General features: G+C 70.0%; 17 protein-coding genes and 1 pseudogene. 6 read left to right on the top strand and 12 right to left on the bottom strand.

The window, feature by feature from the left end; genetic code table 11:
• Positions 1–5 precede the first annotated feature (5 nt).
• The 4 genes from ABIE44_RS15835 to ABIE44_RS15820 form a co-directional block, all read right to left on the bottom strand.
• Positions 6–494, bottom strand: a complete 489-nt coding sequence (locus tag ABIE44_RS15835) for a single-stranded DNA-binding protein (RefSeq protein WP_209715412.1) — start codon at positions 492–494, stop codon at positions 6–8.
• 113 nt (positions 495–607) lie between these two features.
• Positions 608–2,239: a GTPase gene (locus ABIE44_RS15830; RefSeq protein ID WP_209715415.1), complete on the bottom strand. Its 1,632-nt coding sequence runs from the start codon at positions 2,237–2,239 to the stop codon at positions 608–610.
• A gap of 64 nt (positions 2,240–2,303) precedes the next feature.
• Positions 2,304–3,983 (bottom strand): ABC transporter, encoded by a 1,680-nt coding sequence (locus ABIE44_RS15825; RefSeq protein WP_354438159.1) that lies wholly within the window; start codon positions 3,981–3,983, stop codon positions 2,304–2,306.
• A complete protein-coding gene (locus tag ABIE44_RS15820) occupies positions 3,980–5,110 on the bottom strand; it encodes a PrsW family intramembrane metalloprotease (RefSeq protein WP_209715419.1) in 1,131 nt (376 codons plus the stop codon). Before ABIE44_RS15820 ends, ABIE44_RS15825 begins: the two co-directional genes overlap by 4 nt.
• A gap of 96 nt (positions 5,111–5,206) precedes the next feature.
• On the opposite strand from ABIE44_RS15820, the gene ABIE44_RS15815 reads away from it, so the two are divergent.
• A complete protein-coding gene (locus tag ABIE44_RS15815; protein ID WP_354438158.1) occupies positions 5,207–6,628 on the top strand; it encodes an aminopeptidase P family protein in 1,422 nt (473 codons plus the stop codon).
• Positions 6,629–6,631: 3 nt separating this feature from the next.
• Here ABIE44_RS15815 and ABIE44_RS15810 read toward each other — a convergent pair whose 3' ends face one another.
• Positions 6,632–7,147 carry a Dps family protein gene (locus ABIE44_RS15810; RefSeq protein WP_209715423.1) on the bottom strand — a complete coding sequence of 172 codons (516 nt, stop codon included), beginning with the start codon at positions 7,145–7,147 and terminating at the stop codon, positions 6,632–6,634.
• A gap of 40 nt (positions 7,148–7,187) precedes the next feature.
• Positions 7,188–10,277, bottom strand: a complete 3,090-nt coding sequence (locus ABIE44_RS15805; RefSeq protein ID WP_209715426.1) for an MMPL family transporter — start codon at positions 10,275–10,277, stop codon at positions 7,188–7,190.
• Between the two features lie 107 nt (positions 10,278–10,384).
• Between ABIE44_RS15805 and ABIE44_RS15800 the strand changes: the two genes are divergently transcribed.
• Complete coding sequence (locus ABIE44_RS15800) at positions 10,385–10,993, top strand: TetR/AcrR family transcriptional regulator (RefSeq protein WP_209715429.1); 609 nt, start codon at positions 10,385–10,387, stop codon at positions 10,991–10,993.
• Between the two features lie 6 nt (positions 10,994–10,999).
• On the opposite strand, the pseudogene pntB reads toward ABIE44_RS15800, so the two are convergent.
• The 3 genes and pseudogenes from pntB to ABIE44_RS15785 form a co-directional block, all read right to left on the bottom strand.
• Positions 11,000–12,410 (bottom strand): annotated as a pseudogene (pntB, locus tag ABIE44_RS15795) (Re/Si-specific NAD(P)(+) transhydrogenase subunit beta).
• Between the two features lie 3 nt (positions 12,411–12,413).
• A complete protein-coding gene (locus ABIE44_RS15790; protein WP_209715436.1) occupies positions 12,414–13,955 on the bottom strand; it encodes a Re/Si-specific NAD(P)(+) transhydrogenase subunit alpha in 1,542 nt (513 codons plus the stop codon).
• Between the two features lie 109 nt (positions 13,956–14,064).
• The gene (locus ABIE44_RS15785; RefSeq protein ID WP_209715440.1) at positions 14,065–14,796 is read right to left on the bottom strand and encodes an SDR family NAD(P)-dependent oxidoreductase; all 732 of its coding nucleotides are present in this window, start codon (positions 14,794–14,796) and stop codon (positions 14,065–14,067) included.
• Between the two features lie 76 nt (positions 14,797–14,872).
• On the opposite strand from ABIE44_RS15785, the gene ABIE44_RS15780 reads away from it, so the two are divergent.
• A complete protein-coding gene (locus ABIE44_RS15780) occupies positions 14,873–15,874 on the top strand; it encodes a hypothetical protein (protein ID WP_209715443.1) in 1,002 nt (333 codons plus the stop codon).
• Between the two features lie 3 nt (positions 15,875–15,877).
• Here ABIE44_RS15780 and ABIE44_RS15775 read toward each other — a convergent pair whose 3' ends face one another.
• The 3 genes from ABIE44_RS15775 to ABIE44_RS15765 form a co-directional block, all read right to left on the bottom strand.
• Positions 15,878–17,320, bottom strand: a complete 1,443-nt coding sequence (locus tag ABIE44_RS15775; RefSeq protein ID WP_209715447.1) for a serine/threonine-protein kinase — start codon at positions 17,318–17,320, stop codon at positions 15,878–15,880.
• Between the two features lie 15 nt (positions 17,321–17,335).
• The gene (locus tag ABIE44_RS15770) at positions 17,336–17,479 is read right to left on the bottom strand and encodes a GPGG-motif small membrane protein (protein WP_209715450.1); all 144 of its coding nucleotides are present in this window, start codon (positions 17,477–17,479) and stop codon (positions 17,336–17,338) included.
• Between the two features lie 74 nt (positions 17,480–17,553).
• Positions 17,554–18,171 (bottom strand): TetR/AcrR family transcriptional regulator, encoded by a 618-nt coding sequence (locus ABIE44_RS15765; RefSeq protein WP_209715453.1) that lies wholly within the window; start codon positions 18,169–18,171, stop codon positions 17,554–17,556.
• Between the two features lie 102 nt (positions 18,172–18,273).
• Here ABIE44_RS15765 and ABIE44_RS15760 point away from each other — a divergent pair, with 102 nt between their 5' ends.
• From ABIE44_RS15760 to ABIE44_RS15750, 3 genes are read left to right on the top strand one after another with little or no spacing between them, the layout of a single operon-like run.
• On the top strand, positions 18,274–19,407 hold the full coding sequence (locus ABIE44_RS15760) for a VOC family protein (protein WP_209715457.1): 1,134 nt from the start codon (positions 18,274–18,276) through the stop codon (positions 19,405–19,407).
• Positions 19,404–20,147, top strand: coding sequence for a fumarylacetoacetate hydrolase family protein (locus ABIE44_RS15755; RefSeq protein ID WP_354438156.1), 744 nt, complete (start codon positions 19,404–19,406; stop codon positions 20,145–20,147). Before ABIE44_RS15760 ends, ABIE44_RS15755 begins: the two co-directional genes overlap by 4 nt.
• A 50-nt stretch (positions 20,148–20,197) precedes the next feature.
• Positions 20,198–20,338, top strand: coding sequence for an SH3 domain-containing protein (locus ABIE44_RS15750; protein ID WP_354438155.1), 141 nt, complete (start codon positions 20,198–20,200; stop codon positions 20,336–20,338).

Raw genomic sequence — 20,338 nt, 5'->3', positions numbered from 1 at the left:
AGAGCCTACGCGGGCGCGGGCACCTCGGGCGAAGCGGGTGCGACCTCGTCACCGTCGGAGTTCAGCTGCGGGCCGTCCGCGGAGAAGCTGTGCAGCTGCTCGCGAAGGGCGGCGTCCGGGACCGTGTCGACGGTGGTGGTCCGCGGCGACTTGGCGAACAGCGTCGTGCCCTTGTTGAGGTCGTGCCCGACGTAGGTCGCCTCCACGATCCAGGACACCGAGGCCGGCTGGTCCTCGCGTTCCCAGACGTCCACCTTGACCCGCCCGTGGACGACCACCGCGTCGCCCTTGCGGATCGACTCGGCCACGTTGCGCCCCAACCCGCGCCAGCAGTTCACCGTGAACCACGACGTGGTGCCGTCGACCCACGTGCCGGCCCGGTTGAACCGCGGCGTGCTCCCCACGCGGAAGGTGGCCACCCGGGTCTCCCCCACCTCGCGCACCTCGACGTCGTTGCCGACCCAGCCCTGCAGCGTCACCATCGTCTCGTTCATCAGCATCTCCCTCGCAGTAGTGGAAGGAGCACGATGCGTCAGAGGCGGTCGGCCGCAACCGGGTGCGAGGCCCGCCTGTGCGCCACCTGGGGACAGACCGGGTTGGGGAGAACTCAGCCGAGCGCGATCCGCAGGTTCTCCGTGGTCGCCCGGTACGCGTCCAGCTCCACGGTCAGCGGCGCGATCACCAGCTCGTCCGCGACCTGCTCCACGGCAGCGCGCAGCCGGGACTCGGCGCGTTCGGCCCGCCCGTTCGCGATGCTGCCGATCGCGGCCCGGCAGCCCAGCGCCAGCAGCAGCCCGCCGAGCAGCCCCCCGACGAGCAGCAGGGCAGGCACCAGCACCCCGCCCACCTCCGGGTCGGGCAGGTCGGCCGCCGACACACCGGCCCACCAGACCCCACCGGCCACGGCAGCGAGCAGCAGCACCCACTGCAGCCCGCGCACGAGCTGGGTCCACGCAGGCGTCCGCCCGACCTCGAGGTCGGTGGCCATCACGGCCCGGTCCAGCCGAGCTGAGATCTCGGGGAGCTGCGCGGTGGCCGCACGGCTGACGGCCGTCTGCCACGGCCGCGTCAGCGGCGCCGACAGCCGGTCCGCCAGGTCGCGCACGGCGCCGTCGACCCGCGGGATCTGGACCTGGTTGGTGTCCGGTACGGCGGAACGCGCGCTCGCGATGAACTCGCGGTCGCTGGCCCCGAGCTGGAGGTGCTTGATCGGGTCACGGCGCAGGCGCGCGACCCAGGAGACCGCCGGCCACCCGGTGGCACGCTGCGCGCGGACCAGGCTCGCCTTGCGGACGGCGTCGACCACGACCGGTACGCCGGCCGCCTCCGCGAGCGCCTGCCGCAGACCGTCGCGGTCCTTCTGCTCGATCACGGGCGGGGTGGCCTGACCGTTGACCTTCGCGATCGCGCCGGCGACCTCGGTCAGGTTGGTGGCGAGACGGGCCTTGGTGGCCGCCTTGTCGGCGACCTTGGCGATCAGCGTCTTGCGGAGGTCCTCGATGCCGATGCCCTCGCGCGCCGAGATCGGGATCAGCGAGATGCCGTGCAGCCCGTCGGCGTCGAGCAGCCGGCGCAGGTCGGCGAGCATGCCGGGGCGACGCTCCTCGGCGACCTCGTCGATGTGGTTGAGCACGATGATCATCACGCCGGTGTGCGCGGCGAGCGGGCGCAGGTAGCGGTCGTGGATCGCCGCGTCGGCGTACTTCTGGGGATCCAGGACCCAGATCAGCAGGTCGGCGAGCCGGACCAGGCGCTCGACCTCGAGGTGGTGCGCCACCTCGGTCGAGTCGTGGTCGGGCATGTCCAGCAGGACGAGCCCGTCCATGTCCTTGGGCTCGCGGCCGGTGTCGAGCATCGAGTCGCGCACCACCTGGTGCCGGGGCGGGATGCCCAGCCACTGCAGCAGCTCGCTGGCGCCGTTGGTGCCCCAGGTGCACGCGGAGGCCCACGAGGTCGTCGGGCGACGTACGCCGACCGAGGCCAGCTCGAGACCGACCAGCGCGTTGAACGTCGAGGACTTGCCCGAGCCGGTCGCCCCGCCGAGCGCGACGACGGTGTGGTCGGCCGAGAGGCGCAACCTCTCCGCAGCCTTGCCGACCACCTCGGTGGCGGGCGCGAGCAAGGCGTCGTCGAGTCGGCCGCGGGCAGCGCCCACGGCGGCATCGAGGCCCTTCACACGGACCCCGATCTCGGTACCCCGGGCGCCCAGGTTGTTGGGCCCCTCGAGCAAGGACGTCATCTGCTCCCTCACGACTGCTGGCGTTGAGCCCTCAGCCTACCGAGTGACACCCGTTGTTCACGCCTCAGCGGGGCTGTACGGCGAACCGGATGTCGTCGATCTGGCGGGCCGCTGAGCGCAGCTCCTCCTCGACGTGGGCAGAGACGCCCAAGGCGTCGAGCCGGTCGCCGTACCGGCGCTGCTCGCTGTCGACCAGCAGCAGCATCCGCTGGTTCAGGTCCCCGCGGATCTCCGCGGCGAGCCGGCGGGTGGCGGTCTCGCCGAACGCGGCCTCCAGGATCTTCGCACCGAGCGCCGCGACTCCGTCCGTCGTGCTGCCCGCATGACCGAGCACCACCACCATCATGGCGACCGAGAGACCCTCGCGCTGGTGCCCGCCCTCCGCGCCGATCAGCTCGGTGACCCGCTGCTGCCACTCCCGCACCGTCTGCTCGGCGCGCAGCCGCAGGTCGCGGGAGGCCCGGGAGAGGTCCTCGGGGATCGAGTCGAGCAGGGCTGCGCCGGCGTCCAGGGAACGCCACGCGGCATCGGTCCGCGCGGCTGCCGTCTCGGCGTGCTCGACGATCAGGGCCTGAAGACCGGACTCGACGGCGTCGATGAGCAGGCTCGCCTGCTGCGGCGCGCCCTTGACCGCGTTGCTGACCCGGTCGCGGAGCCTGCTGGCGCGCGACTCCAGGCCGTTGAGGATCTCCCCGCTCCCGACGAACTCCTGCCAGTGCGTGAGGACCTCGCCGCGCAGCAGGGAGCCGTCCGCCGAGGCGTGGTCGATCTCGTTCAGGGCGGCCTCGTACGCGATCTCGGCCTCCCGCCGCAGCCGCGCCTGGGTCTCGACCTGGTCGTGGGAGGCGTCGGCGACGGTGAAGCTGCGCGTCGGCAGCGTGCGGATCGCCCCCTCGAGCGTCTGCCGGATGACTCCCTGGCGGGCACTGGTGTCGGCGGCGAGCGAGCTCAGCCAGGCTCGGATCTCCCGCACGGTGCTCGACGGCAGCAGGCCGGCCGCGTCGACGTCACCCTCGGGCACGATGAACAGGGGCGAGTCCCGCAGGCCGCGCGCGCTGAGCATCCGGGCCAGGTGGGTGCTGACCTCGTCCACCGCGTCGGGAGGCGTCCGGTCCAGGACGATCGCGACCGCGGCACTGCGCTCGGCCGCCTGCCGCAGGTACTCCCACGGGATCTGGTCGGCGTACCGGGCGGCGGAGGTGACGAACAGCCAGAGGTCGGCGGCACCGAGGAGCTGGGTGGCCAGGGTCCGGTTCTGCTCCTCGACCGAGTCGATGTCGGGCGCGTCCAGCACGGCAAGGCCGGGCGGGATCGCGGTCGAGGCGACGAGCTGGAGAGCGCCCGGGTCGATCGAGGCGTCTGCTGTACGACGCAGGTCCGGCAGGATCCGCGGGTTGCTGAACCACTCGGCATCGGCCGGGTTGTAGACCAGGACCGCCGCACGGGTGGTCGGGCGCAGGACGCCGGGCTCGGTGACGCGCTGACCGATCAGCGAGTTCACCAGCGTCGACTTGCCGGCACCCGTCGAACCTCCGACCACGGTCAGCAGCGGGGCGTCGATCTGGATCAGCCGCGGCAGGATGTAGTCCTCGAGCTGGTCGAGCATCTCCGCGCGGGCCTTCCGCGCGGGCTCGGAGTCAGGGATCGCCAGCGGCAGCCGGGCACCCTCGAGGGCCTCGCGGAGACGCACCAGCGTGGTGACCAGCTGGGCCGTGGCCGGGCCGGGCAGGGGAAGGGACGTCATCGCAGCGCCTCCGCGGTCTGGGGCCAGAGCAAGGCCGGTCGCAGTGCGTGCATCCGGGCGACGTGCTCCTGACCGATCTCCTCGTAACGAGCCGGTGCGGTGCCACGCAGGTAGCGGTGGTGCAGGAAGCCGAGCTCGATGGCCTCCCCCTGGTAGTCCTTCATCGCCTCCAGCGCGGGCCTGCCGCCGACCTGGTCGGCGTACCGGCGGCACGCCTTGCGGGCCGGGATCCGGGTCAGCCACGGCACCTCGCGGGCGTCGAGGAACCCGCGCGCCGCGCAGTCGGTCAGCGACGTCGCGAGCAGCACGCCCTCGCGTCGGCGCGACCAGACCGCGAACGCGACCATGATGAGGAAGGCCGGGACCATCAGGCCCAGGTACGCCGCGAGCACGCCGGAGCCGCCGTTGATCAGCAGCGACCCGTTCCAGGCGGCGTGCGCACCGACCGCGAAGGCGTAGCCGACCACGGGCGCGAGAAGACGGACGGCGCCGCTGCGGCTCCCGACCGCGATGCCCAGACCGATGCCGATGAACGCCGTGAAGAAGGGGTGCGCGAACGGGCTCGCGATGCCGCGGATGATGAAGAGCGCCACCGCGTCCTCGATGCCACCGGTGCGACCGTCCTCGCCGATGTAGGCCTGGCTCAGGTAGAGGATGTCCTCGACGAAGGCGAATCCGACGCCGACCATGCCGGCGTACACGATGCCGTCGAGGATCCCGTCGAACTCGGCGCGCTTGTAGAGCAGCAGCAGGAGGACGAAGGCGCCCTTGGCCGCCTCCTCGGTGACGGGGGCGACCAGGACCGACTCGACCGCCTCGGACGGGCCGAAGGCGAAGGCGTCGAAGGCCTGCAGGAAGATCGCCGCCGTGGTGGCGACGAAGGCGCCCCAGCCCAGACCGAGCAGCAGCAGCGACCGCGGCTCCGGCTCGTACCGGTCCAGCCAGAGGTAGCAGCCGATCACGGGCCCGAACGGCATCGCCGAGAGCACCACGCCGATGGCGACCGCCTCGGGCGCGCCGGAGGCGAAAAGAACTAGCGCCATCACGCCGGCACCGATCAGCATCGTCACGCCGAGAGTCACCGTGAACGCAACACTGTTCCGGGGACTCCGACGACTGCTGGACATGGCCTGAAGCCTAGTGGCCCGGAGCACCGGATCCCGACATCCCCGCGCTCGGGGAGGACCGACGGGACCGTCGTACAGTGACGGGATGGAGGAATCGTGAGCGACCACACAGACGAGACCGGGGCCCGGACCGAGAACCACGACCAGGCCGTGCCCGAGAAGTACGCCGCGTTCATGCGCAGCGGCTGGGGCGATCGCGAGCTCGACCTCCCGGCACACCCGGTCGCCTCCTGGGCGGCCGCCCGGCGCGCACGGCTGGCCGAGATGTTCCCCGACGAGCGCCTGGTGATCCCCTCGGGCGGGTTCAAGGTGCGCTCCAACGACACCGACTACCGCTTCCGTCCGGAGACCGCGCACACCCACCTCACCGGCAACCAGACCTCCGACGCGGTGCTGGTGATCGAGGGCGGCGAGTCCACGCTGTTCGCCCGCCCGCGCAGCAGCCGCGAGACCGACGAGTTCTTCCGCGACCGCCAGTACGGCGAGCTGTGGGCCGGCCGACGACCGTCGCTGGGCGAGCTGTCGGACTCCCTGGGCATCGCGACCCGGCACATCGACGAGCTCGACGGCGCGCTCGGCGGCAGCGCCAAGACCCGTGTCCTGCGCGGCGTCGACGCGGCCCTCGACAAGCAGGTCGCCGAGGACGCCGGCCGCGACCAGGACCTCGCCCGGGTGCTCTCCGAGCTCCGCCTGGTCAAGGACGCCTGGGAGCTCGACGAGCTCGCGCACGCCTGCGACATCACGACGCTCGGCTTCGAGGACAGCGTCCGGGAGTGGGACCGCGTCCTGGAGTACGGCGAGCGCTGGGTCGAGGGAACGTTCTTCCGTCGCGCCCGCGCGATGGGCAACGACATCGGGTACGACTCGATCGTCGGCGGCGGCCGGCACGCGACCACGCTGCACTGGATCGAGAACTCCGGCCCGATCGATCCCGGCACCCTGGTGCTGCTCGACATGGGCGCGGAGGCCTCCTCGCTCTACACCGCCGACGTCACCCGGACCCTGCCGGTCGACGGCCGCTTCACCAGCCTGCAGCGCGACCTGTACACCGCGGTGCTCAACGCCCAGCAGGCCGGACTCGACGCGGTCCGCCCCGGCGCGCACTTCCGCGACCCGCACCACGCGGCGATGGACGTGCTCGCGCACGCGCTGGGCGACCTCGGGCTGCTGCCCTGCTCGGTGGAGGAGGCACTCGCTCCCGACAGCAAGGTCTACGCCCGCTGGACGCTGCACAGCACCAGCCACATGCTCGGCATGGACGTGCACGACTGCGCCGTGGCCGCGCCTGAGGTCTACCCCGAGGGACCGCTGGCCGAGGGCATGGTGCTCACCGTCGAACCCGGGCTGTACTTCCAGGAGGACGACCTGCTGGTGCCCGAGGAGCTCCGCGGGATCGGTATCCGGATCGAGGACGACGTCGTGGTCACGGCCGACGGCTCGCGCAACCTGTCCGCAGCGCTCCCCCGCGACCCCGACGAGATCGAGGCCTGGATGGGAGCGCTGCGGGACGGTCGCTGAGCCCTACTGGTCGGTGCGCAGCCGCCCCGAGGCGTCCTCGAGGTGCGCCCGCACGAACCAGTGGAAGAGCTCGAGCTTCTCGGTCTGGCCGATGAGCAGGTCCTGGGTGACCGGGTCCAGCTTCTCGAGCTCGTCGATGTTCTCCCGGTACGACGTCACGACGCCGCGGTAGACCACGTCGAGCGCCTCGAGGTGGTCCTGGGTGGAGGCACGGCCGATGCTGTAGTCGTCCCAGCTCCGCTCGGCGACGAGCGCTCCCGGCGTACCGCGCGGCGCGCCACCCAGGGTTGCGATCCGCTCGGCCAGGTCGTCGGCCATCGCGCGAACGGCCTCGACCTGCGGGTCGATCATCTCGTGCACCGCGATGAACTGCGGGCCGACCACGTTCCAGTGCACGTGCTTGAGCGTCAGGTGCAGGTCGTTGGTCGCGTGCAGGCGGGACTGCAGCAGATCGATGACGCGGATCGCGTCCGCCTCGTCCAGCCCGGGAGTCGTGTAGTGCAACTTTGTAGTACTCATGCAGGAGCACTACCCGACCAGGCCCGGGCGGAAACGGGTTCTACAAGGTGTCTGCCGTCATGATCGGCGGCGCCAGGATCTTCGGCTTCGGCAGCGAGAAGCCCGGACCGGCGGTCGCGGCGACCGACGTACCGGCATCCTCGGAACGTCCGGGCCACCAGCTCTTGTCCCCGAGCAGGGCGGCGCACGCCGGCACGATCAGGGTCCGCACCACGAAGGTGTCGAGCAGCAGGCCGACCACGACGGTGAAGCAGAGCTGGGCGACCGCCGAGAGGGTCGAGGCGACCATCGGCAGGAACGCGCTGGCGAAGATGATGCCTGCCGAGGTGATCACCGGGCCGGTGGCCGTGACAGCCTCGCCGACCGCCCGCGGCGTCAGCCGCCCCCGTGTCTCCCTCATCCGGGACATGAGCAGGATGTTGTAGTCCGCCCCGACGGCCACGAGCAGCACGAAGCTGAGCACAGGCACGTTGAACGGCATGTCCTGACCGAGGATCTGGTGGAACAGGATCACCGTCAGACCGAGCGCGGCGCCGTAGGACAGGATCACCGACAGCAGCAGGTACAGCGGCGCGATGAGCGAGCGCAGCACGATCATCATGAGCACCAGCACCGTGAGCAGCACCGCGATCAGGACCAGCTTGAAGTCCGCCTTGAAGTAGTGACGGAGGTCCGCTGCCCCACCGGCAGCGCCGGTCGTCTCGATCTTGCTCCCGTCCAGGGTCGTCCCCTGGAGCGCCTCGGCGACCCGGTCCTTCGCCGCATCGAAGCGGTTCAGGCCGTCGTTGGCGCTCGGGTCGGTCGCGCCGATGATCTGGATGCGGGCGACACGGCCGTCCGAGCTCAGGAAGTTCGAGAGGGCGGACGCGAACTTCTCGTTGTCCAGGGCCGAGGTCGGCAGGTAGAAGCCGGCCGCCTCGGAGGTGTCGGACTGCTCCTTGACGTCACCGAGGACGTCGCTGGTCTTGTCGAGACCGTCACCGAGCTTGATCGTGTTCTCCACGATGTCGCTGATCCCCGGCGGGAGCTTGTCGAGACCGTTGGCCAGCTGCTGGCTGCCGCTGGCGAGCTGGTTCAGGCCGCCGTACAGGCTGCGCTGTCCACCGTTGAGCTGCTGGTGACCGGCGACCGACCGGTTGAGGCCGTTCGCCAGGTTGCGCAGACCGTCGCTGATCTTGCCCTGGCCACCGGCCAGCTGCGAGGCCGCGCGGGAGGCCTGGGACAGGCCGGGCACCAGCCGGTTCTTCTGGCCGTTGTAGATCTGCGCGAGTCCGGCGCGGGCCTGCGGGCAGATCGGGCTCTGCGCGCAGAACGGGTCGGAGTTGAGCGCCTGCAGCACCTGGCCGATGCCGTTGGTCGACTGGCTCAGGCCGGACCGAGCCTGCTCGAGACCGTTGGCCAGGTCGCGCAGACCGCCGCGGATCTGGTCGGCGCCGCTGGCGAGCTGGCGTGCACCGCCGGCCGAGCGGGAGGTACCGCTGGTCAGCTGGGCCATGCCGTTGATCAGGCGCGGCATCGCGCTCGCGGCCTGGCGCATGCCGGCTGCCTGCTGGTCGGCGCCGCTCGCGAGCGACGCGGTGCCGTTCTTCAGCTCGTTGAGCCCGCCCTTGCCGCCCTTGATGTCGTCGGCCGCCGACCCGAGCTGGGTCGCGACCTTGTCCAGCGTGGACGTGATCCGGGCGTCCTTGAGGGCCTCGCCACCGGGCTGTGCCGCCGAGCGGACCGACGCGACGTTGTCCAGCTTCGCGACGTCGCGGCTCGCCGCAGCGAGCACGGCGAGGTCGCGGGAGTTGCGCATGTCGTGGTCGGCACTGATCAGCACGTAGTCGGGCTGGGTCGTGTACTTGCCGAAGTGGTCGTCCAGGACCTTCTGGCCGCTGGCGGCCTCGGTCGCGCTCGGGTCGTCCGGCTTCTCGGAGTACGCCATCGTGACCGTCGGGATGAAGGCGGTCAGCAGCACCAGGACGGCGGTGCCGGCGAGCAGGATGCGGCCCGGCTTCGCGGCGACGTACCGACCGGTGCGGTTCCAGAAGCTGTTCTCCGGGGCGGCCGGAGCAGGCCCGATCCGCCGGCCGACGAGCAGCAGCATGGCCGGGGTGACGGTCATCGCGATCAGCACCGTCGTGCTCACCGCGACCGCCATCGCAGGGCCGGTGGTGGCGAACACGCTGAGCTGGGCGAAGTTCAGCACCATCGAGGAGATCGCGACCGTGCCGGCCGAGGCGAGCAACGCCGGTCCGATCTTGATCATCGCCTGCGCGACGCCCTGGTAGACGTCACCGGTGCGGGCGTACTCCTCCCGGAACCGCGAGATCAGGAAGATGCTGTAGTCGGTTCCCGCGCCGAGCACGATCGCGACGCAGAACGACTCGGTGTAGGTCGACAACCCCATGCCCGCCTGGCCGGCGAGCGAGAGCACGCTGTTGGTGCACAGGGTGGCGATACCGATCGTGACGAGCGGGACGAACACGCTCGCGAAGCGGCGGTAGATGAGCAGCAGGATCACGAAGAGCAGGACCATCGAGACGATGCCCGAGATCTCGTTCGCCTTCGTCGCCAACGCTGTCATGTCGATCAGGTTGGCGGGGTCCCCGGTGACGTAGACCTTGGACTCCTGCGCGAGGCTGGCCGTGGACGCCTTGACCTGTTCGCGGACCCACTTCACCTGGTCGTTGGACTGCACCGTGCCGAAGTCGGCGGTCAGCCCGACCGGGAGGTAGGTCGCCTGCCCGTCCGTGCTGGTCAGCGCCTTCTTCTTGTCGGCGTCGCCGACGTAGTCCTGCACGTCCGCGACGTAGTCGGTCCGCGACTTCAGCTTGGCGACCAGGCTGGTGTACGCCGCCTCGTCGACGGCGGTGAGCTTGTCCTTGTTCTCGAACACGACCAGCACGAACGAGCGGGCACGGCCGGAACCGAACGCGTCGTCCATCTTGGTCAGCGCTGCCAGCGTCGGTGCGTCCTTGGGCAGACCACCGTTGCTCTGGCTCGCCACGACGTGATCGACGCTCGGCAGGAACGCCATGCCGAGTGCTCCGAGAACGACCCAGAGACCCATCGTGACGAGCGGCAGGCGGAGGATCGCCTTGACGCTGCGTCCGGGCTTCTTGTCGTGCGTCTGATTCGTGTCCACAGGATAGTTATACACCATGTTTGTACTCCGAGTACAAACGAAGCGTTTGGCACGCCCCTTTGACACGAAAGTTGTGCGGCACCCGCGGGACCGCAAGGATAACCCGCATGCGTAAGGTTCCGGCCCAGATTGCTTCTCAGCTCCAGAACGCCCTCCCGCTGATCGCTGGCCAGGGGCTGGAGCAGACCAAGATCGACGAGATCGCTGACGCCAGCGGTGTCCCGAAGGCGACGCTCTACTACTACTTCAGCGGCAAGGAAGAGATCCTCGCCTTCCTCTTCGAGGACATGCTCACCGCGATCGCGGACCAGGCAGCCATGGCGGCCGGCACCGAGGGCACCGCGAAGGAGCGTCTCGAGGCAGTCGTGAAAACCCAGATCCGGCTGCTCGTGGAGAACCCGGACCTCGGTGCCGCGCTGATCGGTGACCTGGGCCGCGTCGCTCGGACGCCGACGCTCATCGATGCACTCGCGCAGGCGTTCTACGCCCCGGTCGAGGGACTCATGGTCGAAGGCAACAAGGACGGCTCCCTGCGCGAGATCCACAACCCGCTGCTCGGGTCGATGTCGATCTTCGGCTCGGTGATCATGTCGATCCTGGTCACGGTCATCTCGCCCATCGCGGGACCGACTGTGGAAGACGTCGAGGTCCCCGACGATCTCGCCGGGGACCTCCTGGACGTCGTGATGCGGGGCCTGCAGCCCGAGGGTTCCTGACCCGCCCTAGCTCGGCAGCGCGCGGACGATCTCCTCGACCTTGTCCTTGGCGTCACCGAACAGCATCTGGCTGTTCTCCTTGAAGAACAGGGGGTTCTGGACGCCGGCGTACCCGGCTGCCATCGACCGCTTGAAGACGATGACGTCCTTGGCGTTCCAGACCTCGAGCACCGGCATGCCGGCGATCGGGCTGCCCGGCTCGTCCAACGCCGCCGGGTTCACGGTGTCGTTGGCACCGATGACCAGGACGACGTCGGTCTCCGGGAAGTCGTCGTTGATCTCGTCCATCTCGAGCACGATGTCGTAGGGAACCTTCGCCTCGGCCAGCAGCACGTTCATGTGCCCCGGCAGACGACCGGCGACCGGGTGGATGCCGAACCGCACGTTGACGCCCTTCGCACGCAGCTTCGCGGTCATGTCGGCGACCGCGTGCTGGGCCTGCGCCGTCGCCATCCCGTAACCGGGGGTGATCACCACGGACGAGGCGTTGGCCAGCAGCTCGGCGGCCCCCTCGGCCTGGATCTCGCGGTGCTCGCCGTAGTCCTTCGCATCACCCGCCGGAGCAGCGATGCCGAAACCACCCGCGATGACGGAGATGAACGAGCGGTTCATCGCCTTGCACATGATGTAGGACAGGTACGCAACCCGAGGACCCGACGAGCGCACCGGTGACGATGAGCAGGTCGTTGTTCAGGAGGAAGCCGGACGCCGCGGCGGCCCAGCCGGAGTAGCTGTTGAGCATCGAGACCACGACGGGCATGTCGCCACCGCCGATCGAGGCGACCAGGTGCCATCCGAGGGCGAGCGCGAGCAGGGTCAGCACGACCAGGATGACGTCCTGGAGCGCGTCACCCTTGTCGCCGGTCACGTAGATGACCGTGAGGACCGCGAAGACGACCAACGAACCTACGTTGATCAGGTTCTTGCCCGGCAGCATCAGCGGGTCGGACTTCATCTTCCCCGACAGCTTTAGGTTGGCCACGATCGAACCCGTGAAGGTGACCGCACCGATGAAGATGCCGATGGCGACCTCCGCCTCGTGGATGTTGATCAGGCTCGGCAGCGCGGAGTGTGCGCCCTCGAGGTGACCGTTGATGCCGATCAGCACGGCGGCGAGACCCACGAAGGAGTGCAGCGCCGCGATGAGCTCCGGCATGCCGGTCATCTCGACGATCTTGGCCCGCCACAGACCGATCGCAGCGCCGACCGCGATCGCGACGAGGGTCAGCAGGATGGAGGTGTCGTAGCTGGAGTCCCAGACCAGGGCGACGGTCGCGACCAGCGCGACCCCCATGCCCACGATGCCGTAGGTGAGACCGCTCTTGGCGGACTCGTGCTTGGACAGACCCGCCAGCGACAGGATGAACAGCAGTGCAGCGACGATGTACGCCGCATTCGCGACAGAGAACACGTCCATCGGTCAGGCCCCCTTGTTGAACATGCCGAGCATGCGACGGGTGACCGCGAAGCCACCGAAGATGTTGATCGACGCGAGCAGGATCGCGATCGTCGAGAGCGCCCGGATCACGCCGTCGTCGGTGGAGATCTGGAGCAGCGCTCCGACGACGATCACGCCGGAGATCGCGTTCGTCACCGACATCAGCGGCGTGTGCAGCGCGTGCGCCACCTTGCCGATGACGTAGTAGCCGATCACGATCGACAGCATCAGGGTCGTGAAGTGCTGCGGGATCGGGTCCGGAGCGGTCGCGTTGACCAGCCAGAACGCCGCGATCGCGCCGAGTACCAGCCCGACCTTCGCGCCGGCCGTCAGCGGGGCCTTCGGCTCGGTCGCCGGAGCCACCGGAGCCGCAGCGGCCGCCGGCGCGGCCGAGACCTGGACCGGCGGCGGCGGCCACATCGACTCACCGCCCTTGGCCACGGTGATGCCGCGGACGATCACGTCCTCGAGGTCGAGGAAGAGCTCCCCGTCCTTCTCCGGCGTCATCAGCTTGAGCAGGTTCACGATGTTGGTGCCGTACAGCTGCGAGGTCTGCGCGGGCAGACGACCGGCGAGGTCGGTGTAGCCGATGATCGTGACGCCGTTCGGGGTCACCACGACCTCGTCGGTGACGGTCAGCTCGGTGTTGCCGCCGTTGGCCGCGGCCATGTCGACGATCACCGAACCGGTCCTCATCCCGGCGATGGTCTCGGCGGTGATCAGCTTCGGGGCGGGACGGCCCGGGATCAGCGCGGTGGTGATGACGATGTCGGCGCCGCGCGCCTCCTCGTCGTACATCACCGCGGTGGCGGCCTCCTGCTCGGCGGTCATCTCCTTGGCGTAGCCGTCGGAGGAAGCTGCGGCCTCCATGGCCGGATCATTCACCGTCACGAAGGTCGCGCCCATCGACTCGACCTGCTCGGCCACCTCGGGCCGCACGTCGAAGGAACGGACGACGGCGCCCATCGAGCCGGCCGCACCGAGCGCGGCCAGACCGGCGACACCGGCACCCACCACGAAGACCTTCGCCGGCGGGACCTTGCCCGCCGCGGTGACCTGACCGGTGAACTGGCGACCGAACGCGTGCGCGCTCTCGATCACCGCGCGGTAGCCGGCGACGTTGGCCATCGAGGACAGCACGTCCATCGACTGCGCGCGCGAGATCCGCGGGACCGCGTCCATCGCCAGCGCGATCACGCCGGCGTCGACGAGCTGGTCGACCAGCTCCGGGCTGCGGCCGGGAGCCATCAGGGAGATGATCACGGCGCCCGGACGGAGCTTGCCGATCTCCTCGGGCGTCGGCGCGTTCACCTTGACGACGATCTCGCTGTTCCAGACGTCCTCGGCGCTGCCGACGGTGATCCCGGCGTCGGTGTACGCCGAGTCCGGCTGGTCGGCGTACACGCCGGCACCGGTCTGGACGACGACGTCGTACCCGAGCTTCTGCAGCTGTCCGGCCGTCGCGCTCGTCGCAGCGACGAGGGTCTCGCCGGCCTTCGACTCGCGGGGAATTCCGATACGCACGGTTTCTCCTTAGGACTCCGCGGTCAGCCCCGTGACCGCGCTAGTCGGACACTGTAGGGGCTTTCGGGTCCCAGGTGGGGGCACGTCCACGAGTGTGAGAAGGGACATGTCACCAGACGACGCCGCGGTCCACCTTCAGGTCGGTCGCGGTGATCGACGAGGCAGCGTCGGAGGCGAGGAACATGATCGCCTCAGCCACGTCGGCGGGAGGCATGAAGCCCGGCAGAACGCCCTGGCTCTTGGCGACGAGGTCCCAGTTCGCGTCCTGCGGGAGGCTGTTGGCCGCACCCTCGATCATCTTGGTGTCGATACCACCCGGCGAGACGCAGTTGACCCGGACGCCCTTGTCGGCGAGCTCGATCGCCAGCGCGCGCATCGCCAGGAGGACTCCACCCTTGCTGGCGCAGTACGCGGTGTTGTAGGGCTGGCCCATCAGCGCGGAGATCGATGCCACGGTGACGACGTTGCCCTTCGACTCCACCAGCGCCGGCAGCACCGCCTGGGTGAGCAGGATCGGCGCGACGGTGTTGACGGCGAGGTGCAGGCCCAGGCTCGCCGGGGTCAGCGCCTCGAGACGGGAGTGCGACTGGACGCCGGCGACGTTGCAGAGCACGTCCAGGCCGCCGAGCTCGGAGAGCGCGTGCTCGGCCAGCGCGGTGATTGCAGTCGGGTCGGCGAGGTCGGTCGCGACGACGCCCTCGGCCTCGGTCACGTCCGTGCCGACGACGGTGGCCCCCTCGGCGCGGAACAGGTCGGCGAGCTGCTTGCCGACGCCGCCGGCGGCGCCGGTCACGAGGACACGGCGGTCGGTGAAACGCTGAGCGCGGGACTGGTCGGACATCGGAGCTCCTGACGATAGGTGGACGGCCGCTATCTGATCACATGACCAAACAATCTGACTGGCATACTCCCGATCCATGTCGCAGCCCTCCCCCTCCGTCGCGGCCGAGCAGTGGTTCGTCAGCCGCGGGCTGCCCTACTTCGTGGACGACATCCGCCGCACGGTCAAGGGTCGCCTCGGACGCCGCCCGCTGGGTGCGGTGGCGGCCGTCGCCGCCCTCTTCGCCGCCGGCGCGGGCATCGGGACGGGCCTCGGCACCGAGGACACCAGCAGCATCGTGCTCTTCGCACTGCTCGCCAGCGGCGTCCCTCTCGTCACCTACGCCGCCCGCCGCCTGTACGCCGGCACGGTCGTCCGCTGGACGATCGGGCGCACGCTGTCCTCGCTCGGGCTCCTGGTGCCGCTGGTCACCCGGGCACTGCCGCTGCTGCTGCTCTTCGTGACCTTCTTGTTCATCAACACCGAGGTCTGGCAGGTCGCCTCGGCCCTGGACGACGGCGTGCTCTGGGTCTCGGTGGTGCTGTTCGCCCTGGTCGCGATCGCGTTCCTCCTGGTCCGGCTGCCCGAGGAGCTCGACCAGGTCGACGACGAGATGACCGGCTCGCGCCTGACGGCAGCGTGCGCCGGGACACCGCTGGAGGACGAGGCAGCCCGAGTCGCGGCGTCGTACGAGGACGCGGACCTGATCGCCACTGCCCAGGTCACCGGTCTCGCGAAGGCCAACCTCGTGCTCGTGCTGCTCATCTCCCAGGCCCTGCAGGTCCTGCTGCTCAGCCTGGCGATGTTCACGTTCTTCGTCGTCTTCGGCATGGTCTCGATCAAGCCGGACGTCATCCGGTCGTGGGTCGGGCCGGACGCTCCGACGCCCTTCGTCGACAGCCTGCCGCTGCTGACCCACGAGCTGGTCCGGGTCTCCACGTTCCTGTCGGCCTTCTCCGGTCTCTACTTCACCGTCTACGCGGTCAGCGACGAGACCTACCGGACCCAGTTCTTCGGGTCGCTCATGAAGCAGCTCCGTCGAGCCGTCGGGGTGCGCACGGTCTACCGGTGCCTGGCTCGGGAGAACGCCGGGCAGTAGCCGCTACTTGCGCTTGCCCTTGCCCTTGCCCTTCTTGCCCGGACCCTTGGGCTTGCTCTTCTTGTCGTTGCCCTTCGCCTTGGCCGGGGCCTTCTTGGTCGGCGCGGCCGGCGCCTTGACCACGGTCGGCGTGGGCGTAGCCGTCGGGGTCGGTGTCGGAGGGGCCGGCAGGCCAGCGCGCAACGCCGCCACCGCCGCCAGGATCGCGTCGGCTTCGGCTGCGGACACGGATCCCCCAGCCCGCAGCGCTCTCGTCTGAGCGGCGAGTGCCGTCAGGTCCCGACGTACCTGGGTGTAGCTGTGCGCCGCCAGGGACTGGTCCACGAGGCCGAGGCGGGTCTTCAGCGGCTCCGCCCCGGGCAGCGCAGCGTCTACCGACGCATGCAGCGTCTTGAGCGCAGGCTCCAGCGAGGCCGACACGCCCGCCGGAACCTTCCAAGCCGTTACAGCCGGAGACTGCTCCGGCCGGAGCAGGACCGCGCCTCCGACCACCAGGCCCACCGCAACGACAGCTGCGACCGCCCACCGCCACCAGGCGGTCAGCGGCGAGCGGCGTACGGCCGGCGTGTACATCGTGGCGGCCATGGTCTGCTCGACCTCGGTCGCCGGCGTCGGCACCACCAAGGGCACGAACGACGCGCCCGTTCCCTCGGCAGCCTCCGCCTCCAGGACCGCGGCGACCGCCGCGAGCGTGGGACGTTCCTCCGGGAGACGTCGGGTCATCGCCTCGAGGAGGTCGCGCCAGACCGGCCCCACCGAGACCGGGATCGCAGGAGCGGTCGTGAGTCGCGCGACAGCGGCCTCGACGGGCGTGCCGTCGTACGCACGCGCACCGGTCAGGGCCTCGAGCAGGACGAGCCCCAGCGAGTAGACGTCGACGGCCTCGGTCAGGGGTTCACCGCTGACCTGCTCGGGCGAGAGGTACGCCGGCGAGCCGATCGTGTCGCCCGTCCGGGTGTGCCTTGCGGCGTCCCCGAGCGCCCGCGCGATGCCGAAGTCGGTCAGCAGGACGCGGTCCCCGTCGACCAGGATGTTGCCGGGCTTCACGTCGCGGTGGACGATGCCGTTCGCGTGCGCGTAGGCCAAGGCCTGAGCGACCTGGTTGCCCAGCGCCGCGACGCGTGCGGGGGGTTGGGCGCCCTCGGAGCGCAGGAGCCGGGAGAGGTCGGTCCCGTCGACGTACTGCATGACCAGGTACTGGTTCTCGCCCTCCGTGCCGACGTCGAGCACGGTGACGAGCCCCGGGTGGCTCAGCCGAGCAAGCGTGCGCGCCTCGTCGCGGAAGCGCTCCCGGGCTCCCGGGTCGGGGACCGAGTCGCGCAGGAGCTTGACGGCGACGGTTCGTCCCAGCAGCGAGTCCTCGGCACGGTAGACGTCGGCCATGCCTCCGGAGCCGACGACGTCCCCGAGGACGTAGCGGCCGCCGAGGACGCGGGGTTCAGGCATGGTCACAGTCTGGTACTAGCTGAAGATCGAGACGCCACCCGGTCCGACGAGCAGGCCCAGGACGACCAGGAGCACACCGTAGAGAACCTGTCCGCGGAGCGCAGTCACGATTCCCGAGACGACGAGAACAACAGCAATCAGCCACAAGATGAGATCCACGGGGTTCCCCTTTCACGCGCGCCGACGCCGTGTCGGCCAGAAGCAGGTACCCGTGGTGCCGGCGGCCAAACCCGTCAGGACGGCAGCGCAGGGAGCGGTCGCGAGCAGATCTCCGCCGCCTCGTCCGCCGGGACGCCGAACATCCGCAGCAGGTCCTCGGCCATCTGGTCCACCGTCGACGCGTCGTCCAGGGCGGGGTCCTCGTGCAGGGCGGTGCCCAGCGTCAGCACTCCCCCGGCAGCGAGCATCAGCGCGACCTTCGGGTCGGCGAGCGTGAACCGCCCGGACTCCACCCCGAGCTCGATGTCCCGCAGTGCACGCGGCGCCAGACCGCGGTCCGACCCGATCACCGCCGGTCCGTAGGAGAGCAGCACCTTGCTCAGCTCGGGCATCACCCGGTGCAGGCGCCCGGTGAGCCGGTAGCTCTGGGCGAAGACGACGGCGGGGTCGTCGTACTCCTCGGCGAGCTGGTCGAGCAGGTCCGCGTGTGCCTCGATCGCGTCGTCGGCGGCTGCTTGGAAGAGCTCTTCCTTGCTGGCGAAGTGGTTGTAGAAGGAACCCATGCCGACGTCGGCGACCTGCGTGATCTCGAGGATGGCGACGTTGTCACGCCCCTCTGCGATCAGTCGCTGAGCGGCCTTCACCAAGGCAGCACGCGTCCGCGCCTTGCGCCCTTCCTGCTTCACGCTCACGCACGGAACCGTAGCAACGAATCTTCATTCCTGACGAATTCGTCAGAAACCCTTGACACTACTCGCGGGATAGTTGACGATTTCCTCAGAAAGAGGGGATCGATGAGCACTCACCACACCCACAGCGACCTGCACAGCGAGCAGGGCGGTACCGCCGGCGAGCACCCCGGCCGCGCGAGGAACCCCGTCGTCAAGGTCCGCGACCTCGCCTGGCTCGAGTTCGAGAAGCCAGACCTCGCGGCCGCGGAGAAGTTCGGCCACGTCTTCGGGTTCAGCACCAGCCTGCGCACGGCCGACGAGCTGCACCTGCGCGGCACCCTCGCCGGCTCCCCCGCGGTGCTGATCCGCCGGGGCGCGAGGTCGCGCTTCACCGGACCGGCCTTCCGGGCGGACTGCGACGCCGACGTGCTCCGCCTCGCCGACCACCTCGGCACCCGGGTGAGCCCGCTGCGCGAGTCCCTCGGCGGCATCACCGTCGACACGCTCGACCCGAGCGGCGCCCGGGTCCGCGTGGTCAGCGGGACCCACGAGCTCGACGCCCTGCCCGACCAGGAGCCCCTGGTGCACAACACCGGCACCGAGGTCCCCCGCACCAACAGCACCCAGCGGCCGCCCGCCGAGCCGGCGCGGGTCCAGCGCCTCGGCCACGTGGTGCTGCAGACGAACAAGTACCGAGCCGCACTTGACTGGTACCTGGAGAACCTCGGGCTCATCGTCAGCGACTTCCAGTACTACGAGGGCCAGCGCGAGCTCGGGCCGACGATGAGCTTCATCCGGTGCGACCGCGGTTCCGAACCCGCCGACCACCACACCCTGGCGATGACGCTCGGGCCGTCGAACCGGTACGTGCACTCGGCCTACCAGGTCACCGACCTCGATGCGCTCGCCGCCGGTGGGGAGGTGCTGCTCGAGGCCGGCTACCACCGCTCCTGGGGCATCGGACGGCACATCCAGGGCAGCCAGATCTTCGACTACTGGCGCGACCCGGACGGGTTCATGGTCGAGCACTTCACCGACGGCGACATGTTCGACAACACCCTCGAGCCCGGCTGGGCGCCGATGACCGCCTCCGGCCTGGCGCAGTGGGGCCCGCCGGTCACCAAGGACTTCCTCGGGCTCCGGCCCGGAAAGGACTCCATCGCCGAGGCACGCGCCATCGCCTCCGCCCTGCGCAGGAACGACTCCGACTTCACCCGCACCCGCCTCAAGGGCCTCCTGAAAGTAGCCAGCTCATGACCACCACCGTCCTCCGTGCCGACAACCAGTGGTGGGTCCTCACCGCCGAGGGCGCCCACCTGATCCCCACCCGCGCGACCACGACTGCCGAACTGCTGGCCGACCGGGCCGCCATCACGTCGGCCGCGGCGGCCGCGGCCGGTCCGGCGCCCGAGGCCCTGCAGTCCCCGGTGACCGCCCCCTGCCGGGTGGTCGCCCAGATGACGAACTACGTCTCGCACATCCGCGACTCCGGGATGAACCCGGCGACCGTCCCGATGACGTTCTTCCGCAAGACCTCGCACTCGATCACCGGTCCGCTCGACGACATCGTGCGCCCCGCCCACGTGACGCTGCTGGACTACGAGGTCGAGATCGGTCTGGTCATCGGCAAGGACGTCCCGGTCGGGACGACGATCACCGAGGCGAACATCGCCGAGCACGTCGCGGGCCTCGTGGTCACCAACGACGTCTCCGCCCGCGACCTCCAGCTGCCCAAGACGCAATTCTTCGAGGGCAAGTCCTACCCGACCTTCACTCCCGTCGGCCCGTACCTGGTGCTGCTCGACGCCGAGGACTGGAAGCGGTTCGGCGACCTGCGCCTGCGCACCTGGGTCAACGGCGAGATCCGCCAGGACTCCACGGTCGCGGACATGCTCTTCAAGCCGGTCGAGGCGTTCGGCACGCTGACCGGGTTCCAGCCGCTGGCCGCAGGCGACCTGCTGCTCACCGGTACGCCGGGGGGCACCGCACCGCCCTGAAGGCCCCCGCCAAGCCGGTCGAGATCGTCGGTGCCCTGCTGCCTCCGGCCGTGAAGTGGAAGGCGTTCTTCAAGGCCCAGGCCAAGAACGAGCTCTTCCTCCGCGACGGTGACGTGGTCGAGCTGCACATCGGCACCGACGACGGAGCGATCGACCTCGGCCGTCAGCGCAACACCGTCCGGTTCGGCTGA

Origin of the sequence: Marmoricola sp. OAE513, assembly GCF_040546585.1 — a bacterium.
In the GTDB taxonomy this organism is placed as follows: domain Bacteria; phylum Actinomycetota; class Actinomycetes; order Propionibacteriales; family Nocardioidaceae; genus Marmoricola.
The sequence above is the reverse complement of the archived record's forward strand: the minus strand, read 5'-3'. Positions and strand labels throughout refer to the sequence as shown.

Coding starts and splice junctions, on each gene's coding strand:
- ABIE44_RS15825 (WP_354438159.1), bottom strand. CDS start 3,983: ATGACGTCCCTTCCCCTGCCCGGCCCGGCCACGGCCCAGCTGGTCACC.
- ABIE44_RS15775 (WP_209715447.1), bottom strand. CDS start 17,320: ATGCCTGAACCCCGCGTCCTCGGCGGCCGCTACGTCCTCGGGGACGTC.
- ABIE44_RS15830 (WP_209715415.1), bottom strand. CDS start 2,239: ATGACGTCCTTGCTCGAGGGGCCCAACAACCTGGGCGCCCGGGGTACC.
- ABIE44_RS15820 (WP_209715419.1), bottom strand. CDS start 5,110: ATGTCCAGCAGTCGTCGGAGTCCCCGGAACAGTGTTGCGTTCACGGTG.
- ABIE44_RS15755 (WP_354438156.1), top strand. CDS start 19,404: ATGACCACCACCGTCCTCCGTGCCGACAACCAGTGGTGGGTCCTCACC.
- ABIE44_RS15780 (WP_209715443.1), top strand. CDS start 14,873: ATGTCGCAGCCCTCCCCCTCCGTCGCGGCCGAGCAGTGGTTCGTCAGC.
- ABIE44_RS15760 (WP_209715457.1), top strand. CDS start 18,274: ATGAGCACTCACCACACCCACAGCGACCTGCACAGCGAGCAGGGCGGT.
- ABIE44_RS15835 (WP_209715412.1), bottom strand. CDS start 494: ATGAACGAGACGATGGTGACGCTGCAGGGCTGGGTCGGCAACGACGTC.
- ABIE44_RS15810 (WP_209715423.1), bottom strand. CDS start 7,147: ATGAGTACTACAAAGTTGCACTACACGACTCCCGGGCTGGACGAGGCG.
- ABIE44_RS15800 (WP_209715429.1), top strand. CDS start 10,385: ATGCGTAAGGTTCCGGCCCAGATTGCTTCTCAGCTCCAGAACGCCCTC.
- ABIE44_RS15785 (WP_209715440.1), bottom strand. CDS start 14,796: ATGTCCGACCAGTCCCGCGCTCAGCGTTTCACCGACCGCCGTGTCCTC.